This window comes from Ancylobacter sp. VNQ12, from assembly GCF_049445835.1.
Lineage (GTDB): Bacteria > Pseudomonadota > Alphaproteobacteria > Rhizobiales > Xanthobacteraceae > Ancylobacter.
Window position 1 is genome coordinate 1 of record NZ_JBMSDU010000041.1, and the last position, 10,120, is coordinate 10,120.

A 10,120-nucleotide genomic window follows, 5' to 3' on the forward strand; every position below is an offset into this window, starting at 1 on the left:
AACCATCGCCCCGCTGGGCAATGATCCCCTCATCAGCATGCCCGCCGCGGCATCCTGATCAGCAAGGCCCGCGCCGAACAGCACGGCGACCGCCAGCGCCACCTACACCACTTGGTGGGACACGATCCCCATCGGGCGCGACAGATCGTGTCCGGTCGTTGGCTCTCAACACCTATGTTCCGGTTGATCTTGTCGAAGCTATCGACAAGATCAAGGAGCAACGAGGCGTGTCAGGACGCGCACCGATCATCGAGGAAGCATTGAGGTTCTATATCGAGAAGCAGCAAGGGGCATAACGGCAAAACGCCCGATCGGTGGCACGATCGAGCGTTTTTGTAGGCCGTCAGACACACCGTAGAGAGGGGACTTCTCCAAGAGAGCCGATAACTCTCCCCTTATCTACTCTATAGCACTCCACTTCGCGAGATTGATTCTTGCGAAAACGGGGAAGCTGTGTCTGCCGGCCAAGGCCGTCATGTCCTTCAAATGGAAGGACGAAGGACAGATGTTGAGGACGCAATCGCGGCCGCGATCGGCTGCGCGCGCGGGCACGCGGTCGATGATATCATGCGGGAGGTCTGGACACGCTACGGCGCAGGCCAGCTCTCCGAGGCAGACGCCGGCCAACTTTCCGCGCTCGCCTATGAGCGCCGATCAGCCTGGCAGGGATCGGGACAGGGCGCACTTGGCCTGGTCTTCCCTCCCCCGGCCGCACGGTGCCCGACACCGGTTCGCCGGCGCAGCCATTTCAAGGGGCGATCCGAAGGCCAGATATGGCGGCCGACGACGCGCAAGGATGTGCAAGCGATCCTGAAGGCCGCTGAAATCTACAATGAGGCCGGTTTGCACGAGAAGGGCGAGCGCAGCGGGCCGCTTGGATCGGTGGCGCTGAGCGTGCTGCGGCTGTTCGTAAACCTCATCGACTTCCGCACCGGGCGGTTGGAGCCGTCTATCACTACGATCATGGACCGCCTGGGCCGCTCCCGCGATACAATCGTGCGGGCGCTGAAGAACCTGCGGGCGCATGGTTTCGTCGACTGGCTGCGCCGCTACGAGCCGACCGGTAACGAGGGGCGCGGTCCCCAGGTGCAGCAGGCGAGCAACGCCTATCGCATGTCCCTGCCGGAAAAGGCCCGGCAGTTCCTTGGCCGGGTGGGTAAGGCCCCTCCCCCGCCAGCGGATCATGGACAGGATCAACAGGTATGGAGCGAGGCAATCGACGCTTACAAAAAGGCCCTGCCCCTCGATGAGCGGACCTTGCTCGATACGGGCGATAACCTGATGGGACAGGCGCTTGCCCGCGTTGCAAAGGGTTTGATGAAACGTGAGTCCGATAAGCAGACTGAATCCCAATCTAATCTTTATCTAAGAGAGAAAACATAAGCAGTCGCCGCCGCAGGGCGGCGAAAGCAGCCCTGCGGCGGTTCCGGACCGCCTATTATGCGGTCCGGTTCGGCACCATCACAGCAAAATCTTCACCCGCCCCCACCTCCAGCCAATGCCGCATGGGCTTACGAGAGGACCAAAGAGGCAAGGCCGGTTTCCAATTAGGTACGTTCATACGTATTTACGTGTCGCCGTCTTTACTTATTTGAAACTGATGGAAGTGGCCGGAGAAACGTGCTAGGGTGTACACAATTCAACACGGAGCCGTTTTTATGACCGCCAGTACCACGATGACGATTCGGGTTCGCACCGATGTGAAAGAAAAGCTCGGCCGGATCGCGAGCGACACACAGCGAAGCAGATCCTTCCTCGCCGGCGAGGCAGTCGCCGCTTATGTCGATCGCGAGCTTGAAATCATCGACGGCATCAAACGCGGTATGGCCGACGCAGCGGCCGGCCGAGTGATCCCCCATGCGCAGGCGGTCACGGAAATGCGTGAGGTCATCCAGGACGCGAAGCGCCGGAAAGCCGCGCGCGGATGAGGCCGGTTTTCTGGTCGATTGAGGCACAGCGGGATAACCTCAAAATCCTGCGATATATCGCAGAGGACAGCCCTTTGGCCGCCGAACGAGCCGTGGACGCGATCGAAGAAGCCGGGAACAAGCTAGGCGAAATGGCGACCGGACGGCCGGGACGGGTGAGCGGAACCTATGAAAAGTCTCTCGCCCGGCTTCCCTATATCATTGCCTATGAGCTGCGGGACGTGGCGGGCCGGGAAAGCGTCGTGATTGTACGCGTCATTCACACGTCGCGGGACTGGCCAGCCGAGGAATGGCCGCACTAGCGTAAAGACGTAGTAACGTTGCTAGCTATATTCCGTAATACGTATTACCGCAAAAAAGGATTGACGCATGAACGTCATAGCGTTTTTGAGCCAAAAGGGGGGAGCGGAAAAACCACGCTTTCGGTTCATACGGCCGAGGCGGCCGAGGCGGCCGAGGCGACCGGCGAACGGGTTTGCGTCATTGATGCGGACCCACAGGAGACCGCGACCGCATGGGCGAGAGCGCGGGAAGCCGGAACGCCGATCGTCGCCACGGCACAGGCCGGCGAGCTAGACGCGGCGCTTAGGGCGGCCGAGGCTGAGGGCATCACCTTGGCTGTAGTGGATGCCCCACCCCATGCCGCTCCGGCGGCCGGCCAGATCGCCCGGAGGTCGCAGCTGGTCTTGATTCCGGTTCGGCCGTCCGCATTTGACCTCGCTGCGGTCCCGGCCGCCGTCGAGATCGTGACGGCGGCGAAGGTGCGCGGCGTGTTTATCTTGTCGGCCTGTCCCTTCCGTGCGCCCGAGGTCGGGAGACGCGCGCGGCGTTGGAAGCCTATGGGCTGCCGATCGTTCCTGGCGAGATCACAGACCGGCGAGCGTTCGCCCGCGCCGTCACGACCGGCAGCGCCGTGACGGAGTGCGAGGCAGAGGGCAAAGCAGCGGAGGAAATCCGGGCTTTGTGGGCGTGGATTAAGGGTACGCTAGAGCGTAAATAGCTAAATACGTAAGTTCGTATCGAAGGAGCGGAACCTATGGCAAAGAAAGCAACCGGCCTTGCGGCCTTCACCCGTCCGAAAGCTGGCGCGGAAGCCACCAGCCTTGCAGCGATCGAGGACAACCGGCCGGCCGTGGAAATCCCGACGCCAAGGCGAAAGAGGGGAGGGGGCGAAACTGTCGCGCTAACGGTCAAGGTCCGGCGATCGGACTGGCAGCGCCTTCGCCAGCTCGCAGATGCGGAGGGAACAACGATTCAGGCAATGGCCGAGGCCGGGTTGTCGGCGGTGCTGGCGCAACATGGATTACCGGCGATCAAGCCTTATGCGCGCTAATACGTGGATACGTAGATAGTTTAATACGCTAATGCTTTCACGCGTGGCCCGCCCCCGACCGCCCCTACGGCCGTAGATGATGAGAGCGGGCCGGTCGGGGGCTATCACTGCGGCCGTGGTTCTTTCCCGAATAGAGATTGCACCAGGTCGGCCGGTAGATCGCAGCGCAAGCGCCACGCTGGCCCGGAGGGCTGTTCGTAACTGCGCGTGGTCACCCACCAGTTGTTCGGCCATGGCTTTCAGATTCAGCTATCGAAACTGGCGCTGGCGCTGGCGCTGGCGTTGCAGTCGCAGGTGATGGAAATTAAACCCATCGACCTATAAAGAGGTACGCATGCGTAACCTAATACCAGAAAACGCAAAGGCCGCCAAGGTCTCTCCCGGCGGCCTTTGGAGCTACAGCACGCTGCAGGTAGGTTTACGTGCCTATATGAGTCTCATGCCTGCATGAGTCAAGGGGTATATGTGACGGTCGCAACCAGACATATTTACAATTTATTGAAATTTATTAACAATTAATTCCATATAAATATGATTTTGTTTGACATTAGTGAGATAAATAAGCCTTTTGGAACCAAAATAGATCGGAATTTATTACATAAATATCGTAGATAGATATTTCGCAAGACGTAGGCCATCTTGGCATATACTGCTCCATATCTCCGGCAAGCGTGCGGTAGCGCTGGCCAAACACTCGTCCATACGCACCACCCAGCTCCATGACCGGCGGTCTGATAAGGTGACGCTGGACGAGGTGGAACGGGTCTGATTAGCCGGTGCGTCGACGGGGCCGATTGGGCAAACCCTCAGCACGACGATCAACCCACCATGAGCTGCTCCGGGTCCGGTTCGTCAGACCGGTCATGGACCACTACCCGATTCCGCCCGCGGGATTTGGCCTGGTACAGCGCCTGGTCCGCGCGCTCGACGAGCTGCTCGATAGTGGCGGCGTCATCAGGCCTGCGTGTTGCCACGCCGACGCTCAACGTAACCCCGGCCAGGCCAGGGGCAACTTCCCTGAGGCTGAGGCCCTCGACCGCAAGTCGAACCCGCTCTGCGACAAACAGCGCACCGTCGGTGTCGGTCAGTGGGAGAATGATCAGGAACTCCTCGCCTCCATAACGCGCCGCATAGTCCCCCGGGCGGCACACCGTAGCCTCGATCATAGCTCCCACGCGCGCGATGACCTGATCGCCGACCTTGTGGCCGTATCGATCATTGACCCTTTTGAAAAAGTCGATGTCGACCATTGCCACCGATACGCTCTGCCCGCTTCGCGCAGCCCGACGATCCTCAACCGAAAGGACCAGCTCACAGGCACGCCGGTTCGGCATGTGTGTAAGCGCGTCGGTCAGGGAAAGGCGTTCAAACTTGGCCTCCATGTCCCGGCTCCGGATCAAGGCGACATGGAGGGAGCGGATCGTCAGAACGACGATCAGCAACGTGAATATGACGACAATCACGGAAACGGTCAGTTGGCGGTACCAGCCTTCCATCGCGTCGTCGTAAGAAATTTCGCCCAAAACAAATAATGGATACCCGTTGATCTTTTCCCGGAAAAAATACCTTCGTACGCCGTCCGTCACTGGCGAACCCGCCACCCACTCACCGGCGTTTTTCACGGCGGCTGGCCCGGCATTCACTTTCCCCAAACTGTTCTTCGCTTCAACTTGGGGCGTCGGGTAGAGGTAGATCAGCGTTCCATCGGTATTCAGAACCGCGATTGAGTTGCCTGCACCGAGAGTCAGGCCCTCAAAAAGGCTTCTGAAATATGCGACCCGGATCGTGGCAACGACGACGCCAGCGAAACGCCCGTCGGCGTAAGAGAGCCGCCGGCTCAACGCGACGCTGAGTACCCCGTTGCTGAGCCGGCTGCGGAAGAGGGCACTCACGAACAAGCCTGCGCCAGGCTCTATCTGCGCCTTGAAGTAGTCGCGATCCGCCAGATTGGCGACACGCGGGGGATCCGAGGCGGAATCGGCGACGATCTTTCCGTCGGCGTCGACCACCAGCATTGCACCGAATCCACGAGCGCTGGCGGAATTGTCGAACAGTACCTTCATGCGGATGGCTGGCGGCAAGGTCCTGACCGAAGGATCCATCGCGGCGTCGGCAAGGCGCGCTAACGACAGGTCTATCAATTCCAGGTTGCGCTGGATGTTGGCCGCTATCGTGTGAAGGGTGTTTTCGGCCGACCGGGTCTCGAGCTTCCATTCAGCCTGGTAGCTGCCTCCCAGCGCCCAGGCCTGAATGACGACGATAAGAGCCACCGCTACTGCCGCAAGGATCGGTGGGAGACCCCATCTTCCAAGTCTTTCCGTAAACATCTGCAATACGGCCAGGATCCCAGAAAGGCGAAAGCCGTAGTTTCGCGAATTTTGGTTGCAAGCCAAGCCTCAACGCCGGTTCGCCCGGAGGGGAATGTCCCGAGCCGTGTTGAAATTCGCTTGGCAGGCGTCGGTGTTTGAAGAGGCTACGCGGCCTTGGCTTGCTGTTCAAGATCGGAGTTGATGGAATGCTTGACCTGATGGGCAAGCAGGGCCGCTCGCAGGGTCGGCAGTTGCTTGTGCGCCTTGAGCCGCCGGAAGCCCTTGGCGGCCTCCTGCATGGCGGCGCCGGTCCAGCGGAGCGCCATCCTGGTGTCCCGCCAGCGTTTGACGTTGCGGCAGACCTGCCGGATGGTCCCGTTCATGTTCTCGATGATGTTGGTGCAGGCCAGCGACCGGCGCAATTCGACCGGCAATCCAAGGCGGGTGACGGTGAGGATTTCGTCGATCCCCTCCAAGATGCTGCCGGAAACGCCGGGATAGTTATGTTCCAGGCGGCGGGCCAGGTTCTTGATCAGCCGTTCGGCCTTGTCGGCGTCATTCAGTTCCCACGCCTGTCGCAGCGTTTTGCGGACACTGGCGTGAAGGGGCTTGGCAAGACGATCCGTGATGTTGCGGGCCTTGTGGACCTGACAGCGCTGGATCGGCGTATGGTGTCCGAAGGTGTTGCGGATCGCCTTGGTCAGCGCCTTGGCTCCATCGACGACAAACAGGCGGCAGACGGCAGGGTCGAGACCTCGCTCGATCAAGTTGTCGAGCAGGGCCTGCACCACGGCGGTGTTCTCCGTCGCCCCCTCCAGCACGCCCAGCGGATGCTTCACTCCCCCGCCGTCGATGCCGACTGCGGCCAGCAGCATCATATCCTCCTCGATGTGGATGCCGTCGATCTGGATGATCAGCAGGTCCAGTCTGGAGAGGTCCGCCGCCATCCAGTCCTTCAAGCGTTCCGCCGACAACGCCACAAACCGGCGCGACACCGCCGACTTGGACACGCCAGTGCCCTTGACGACAGGAATGTCACCCTCCGGCAAACGAACAGATCGCCCGAACTTGCGCGTCGAAATGTTGATCAGCATCTGAGACAGCGCCCACTTGCTCAGCAGGTCTTCGGACTGGGCGGCTTCCCAACTCGGCAGACTTACCTCTCCGCCCTGGCGGGTGCGGACACGGGGGCGCTCGACCTCGACTTTGCCGCCGTGGACGCCGACCTTGCCCTTGGTCTTGCCCCAGCGGTGACCGTCCTTGCCATCACCATGATCATAGCGGGGACCGCAGAGCCCGTCGGCGTCCTCCTCCATCATGCGGGTCAAAGTGGCGATGCCCGCCGTCAGGCAGAACCGCTCGAAGCTGACGCTGACTTGTTGCCAAGCCTCTTCAACGATTGCCGTCGGCACGGCGGCGGCAGATGTGGTAGATTTCTTCATGGCGTTGCTCTCCTTTGCGGATTCGACACCCCGAGCCTACAGGCTCAAGGTGAGCAACGCCTGCCCTCCAATTTCAACATCGATCGGGACATCCCCGCCCGGAGGGCTAGCAGGAGATATACAAACTTTGATATAAAGGGTTGATGGCTGACATGAAGCGGCTCGAATTTCTTGGGGATTCCCTTGAGCAGTTGCGGGAGTTTCCCGAGACGGTGCGGAAAGAGGCCGGTGTCCAGCTTCACAAGGTTCAGCAGGGTTTTGAACCGAGCGACTGGAAGCCGATGGCGAGTGTAGGGCAGGGGGTGCGGGAAATCCGCATCGAGGCCGGAGCCTTCCGGGTGCTCTACATCGCCAAGATAGAGGATGCCGTCTATGTGCTGCACGCCTTCCAGAAGAAGACGCAGCAGACGGCGAAACGAGATTTGGACCTAGCCGCGACCCGGTTGCGGCAAATCTAGCGGAGGCGTGACAATGGAACGTCAGAGCTTTGCGAATGTATGGGATGCACTGGAAGATACGCCGGCCGAGGCCGCGAACATGACCATGCGTTCCAATCTGTTGATTGCCGTTGAGCAGCGGGTACGGAGTTGGGGAGTCACCCAGGCCGAAGCGGCACGGCGTCTCGGGATCACGCAGCCCCGGCTTAACGACCTGCTGCGCGGCCGGATCACGAATTTCAGCCTCGATACGCTGATTAATCTTGCCACCCAGGCCGGGCTTGCGGTGAGGCTCGATATTGCCGAGGCCGCATAGGCGCAACCCGCGACCGGCCCGGAGGCGAACGCGCGCCCATGTCGCGCTGTAGTGAGCCGGAGGGCCGCCAGTGACAAAGCCCCGTTGCGTCAGCGCCGGGGCCACTTTTCCCATCTGGCCGGCTCGGGCAGGGGGGTTTTGAACTTCTCGCGCAACCGTGCTTTCATTTCGTCGCCCGAAATACCTGGCCGGGGATCATCGGCGGCCGCCTGTATGCTGCGCTTGAGCAGTTCCCGGCGCAGATCGGCATGGGGTTCCAGCTCCTTATGTTCGCCCAAGATCACGAACACGGCTTCGGACGGATCGAGGAACTTGCCCTGTTCGATCCTGTCGAGCAGCCACAGGGCGAGCGAGGGCGGCAAATAGGCTTCAAACCGCAACCCGCCCTCGTTGACCTGGTTGCGGAGCTGCTTGGCTTGTTCGACGGCATGGGCCTTGTCGGCCGGATCGGGCCATTCGGGTGCCTCGGTGTCGGTCATAACTTCATCCTTCATGCTTGGTCGAACAGCCCCCGGAACTCGGAATCGGCGTAATTAGGCGAGCTTGGCGGCGACGATCGGCCGTTGCCCGGCGAGGAATAGCAATTCGACATTCTGCGGCAGGTTTCGGACCTCATCCGGGGTCAGCAGCGGGCGGGCCGTGTGTTGCTCGCCGTAAGAAATGCCGGATTTGTCGGAATCGAGCGCCCGGCTCATGGTCTGGAACACCACGGTTTCCTGCCCGAGCAGATCGGAGACGAGGCGGGCGCTGTCGTGATCGTTGACGCCGAAGACCTGTAGAACGCCGGCATTCGACAGGAATGTGCCGGCGCGCTGGCCGTAGGTGGCGCGGAGCTGGTGAACGTCTTGCAGGATCGGCCAGAGCTGGACGCCGTAACCGGCCATGAGGCCCAGGCGCGTTCGACGGGGGCAAGGTGGCCAAGGGCGGCGAACTCATCGAGCAGATAGAGGATCGGCGTTGCCGGCTTGGCCGGATCGCGTGCCATGTCGGTGAGGCTTTGCGCGACGAGCAGGCGCAGCCAGCGCGAATAGGTGGACAGGCGATCGGGCGGCAGGACGAGGAAGACGGAGACGTTGCGGCGCTTGAGATCGGCAAAGCGGAAATCGGAGCGGCCGAGGACGGCGACCATGCGCGGGCTGTCGAGGAAATGGGTATGGCGCTGCGCGGCCGACAGCACGCCGGCCGCCTCACGATCGGATTTGCCGAGGTGACGGTTTGCTGCGCGGGCGACCAGGCCGGCCGTTTCAGGGGATGCCTGCATGTCCTTCAGGAGCGCGGCGAAGGCTTCCGGGGCGAGTGTCAGATAGTCGCGCAGGGTGGCGAGGTTCCGGCGCTCACGCGGCTCCTGGGCGGCGATATGGAGGATCAGGCCGGCAATGAGGGCCTTGGCTTCCTCGTTCCAATGCGCCTCTCCGGCCATGCCCGGTTCATCGAACTCGAGCGCGTCGGCCAGGGTGCTTGCATCTTCCGCGACATCGAGGCCGGCCGGGTCGAGCTGGTCGAGCGGATTGAAGGCGGCCGAGGGCAGGCCGGTGACGCCGAAGGGGTCGAGAACATGGACCGGCCCGAACTTCTGGCGGGCGCGGCCGGCGATCTTGGCATTTTCGCCCTTGGGGTCGATGCAGATCACGGAGCGGTCGGCGGTGAGCAGATTGGGGATGATGGTTCCCACGCCCTTGCCGGTTCTGGTCGGTGCCATCGTCAGCAGATGGGCCGGGCCGTCATAGCGCAGCAGCCTTTTCGTCTTGGCGTCTCGGCCGATCAGCAGGCCGGTATCGGCGCGGGTGAGGGGAGCGACTTCCTTTGACGTGGCGAAGCGGGCCGAGCCGTGGGTTTCGCCTTCCATGTCCCCGAAATGGATAATCAGCGGATTGGTGACGATGCGGAAGACGATGGCGGCCAGCACCAGCAGCGTGACGAGATCGAGCGCAATGAACGGAATCGTGCCGGGACCATAGCCGAGATCGTTAAGCGCAAACCGGCCACCCTGACCGACGACGAAAAGCGCAATGATGAGGATGAACAGAACGCGCAGCAGCGTTTGCCAGATGCGGAACGGCATAGTTATCAGGGAGACAAAAGCCCATACAGGATCATGCGCGGCGGCGCGCAGTATGTTCTTGAAAGCGCCCCATGCGAGCGTTGCCCGGTTCACGATGTTGCCTCGCCGGCGCTCCCCGCCGTTTGCCCGGCCGGCACGTTGCCGAGCAGATCGGCAAAGAGTTCCTTATCAGCCCGTTGACGAAGTCGCATTCGCCTGATTCCGTCTGAACATCGCGATTCGGACGGGGGCGTGTGAGATGGCGATGCGGCGGGAGACCGGGTCTCAGGGTGATCTGGTCGTGACATGGGCTG

General features: G+C 61.4%; 11 protein-coding genes and 1 pseudogene. 8 read left to right on the forward strand and 4 right to left on the reverse strand.

Features of this window, described 5'->3' with window-relative positions; all coding sequences use genetic code 11:
- The first annotated feature begins 20 nt into the window (after nucleotides 1–20).
- The 6 genes from ACO2RV_RS24530 to ACO2RV_RS24555 all read left to right on the forward strand — a co-directional run bounded on the left by ACO2RV_RS24530 (nucleotide 21) and on the right by ACO2RV_RS24555 (nucleotide 3,261).
- The gene (locus ACO2RV_RS24530; protein WP_423296834.1) at nucleotides 21–296 is read left to right on the forward strand and encodes a ribbon-helix-helix domain-containing protein; all 276 of its coding nucleotides are present in this window, start codon (nucleotides 21–23) and stop codon (nucleotides 294–296) included.
- Nucleotides 297–567: 271 nt separating this feature from the next.
- A complete protein-coding gene (locus tag ACO2RV_RS24535; protein ID WP_423296827.1) occupies nucleotides 568–1,383 on the forward strand; it encodes a helix-turn-helix domain-containing protein in 816 nt (271 codons plus the stop codon).
- Nucleotides 1,384–1,658: 275 nt separating this feature from the next.
- Entirely contained in the window at nucleotides 1,659–1,928 is a 270-nt protein-coding gene (locus tag ACO2RV_RS24540) for a CopG family ribbon-helix-helix protein (RefSeq protein ID WP_423296828.1), read from the forward strand.
- Entirely contained in the window at nucleotides 1,925–2,230 is a 306-nt protein-coding gene (locus tag ACO2RV_RS24545; RefSeq protein ID WP_423296829.1) for a type II toxin-antitoxin system RelE/ParE family toxin, read from the forward strand. Before ACO2RV_RS24540 ends, ACO2RV_RS24545 begins: the two co-directional genes overlap by 4 nt.
- A gap of 60 nt (nucleotides 2,231–2,290) precedes the next feature.
- Nucleotides 2,291–2,845: an AAA family ATPase gene (locus tag ACO2RV_RS24550; RefSeq protein WP_423296835.1), complete on the forward strand. Its 555-nt coding sequence runs from the start codon at nucleotides 2,291–2,293 to the stop codon at nucleotides 2,843–2,845.
- A 119-nt stretch (nucleotides 2,846–2,964) separates the two neighbouring features.
- Entirely contained in the window at nucleotides 2,965–3,261 is a 297-nt protein-coding gene (locus ACO2RV_RS24555) for a hypothetical protein (protein ID WP_423296830.1), read from the forward strand.
- A gap of 818 nt (nucleotides 3,262–4,079) precedes the next feature.
- Here ACO2RV_RS24555 and ACO2RV_RS24560 read toward each other — a convergent pair.
- Both ACO2RV_RS24560 and ACO2RV_RS24565 read right to left on the reverse strand, forming a co-directional pair.
- Nucleotides 4,080–5,531, reverse strand: a complete 1,452-nt coding sequence (locus ACO2RV_RS24560; protein ID WP_423296831.1) for a sensor domain-containing diguanylate cyclase — start codon at nucleotides 5,529–5,531, stop codon at nucleotides 4,080–4,082.
- A 203-nt stretch (nucleotides 5,532–5,734) separates the two neighbouring features.
- Entirely contained in the window at nucleotides 5,735–7,012 is a 1,278-nt protein-coding gene (locus ACO2RV_RS24565) for an IS256 family transposase (protein WP_423296832.1), read from the reverse strand.
- 152 nt (nucleotides 7,013–7,164) lie between these two features.
- Between ACO2RV_RS24565 and ACO2RV_RS24570 the strand changes: the two genes are divergently transcribed.
- On the forward strand, nucleotides 7,165–7,470 hold the full coding sequence (locus ACO2RV_RS24570) for a type II toxin-antitoxin system RelE/ParE family toxin (protein ID WP_423296836.1): 306 nt from the start codon (nucleotides 7,165–7,167) through the stop codon (nucleotides 7,468–7,470).
- Between the two features lie 13 nt (nucleotides 7,471–7,483).
- Entirely contained in the window at nucleotides 7,484–7,765 is a 282-nt protein-coding gene (locus ACO2RV_RS24575; protein WP_008878354.1) for a helix-turn-helix domain-containing protein, read from the forward strand.
- An 89-nt stretch (nucleotides 7,766–7,854) separates the two neighbouring features.
- On the opposite strand, the gene ACO2RV_RS24580 is transcribed toward ACO2RV_RS24575, so the two are convergent.
- Together ACO2RV_RS24580 and ACO2RV_RS24585 are read right to left on the reverse strand one after the other, a co-directional pair.
- Entirely contained in the window at nucleotides 7,855–8,244 is a 390-nt protein-coding gene (locus ACO2RV_RS24580; protein ID WP_423296833.1) for a hypothetical protein, read from the reverse strand.
- 11 nt (nucleotides 8,245–8,255) lie between these two features.
- Nucleotides 8,256–9,920: pseudogene (locus ACO2RV_RS24585) on the reverse strand (type IV secretory system conjugative DNA transfer family protein).
- Nucleotides 9,921–10,120 lie beyond the last annotated feature (200 nt).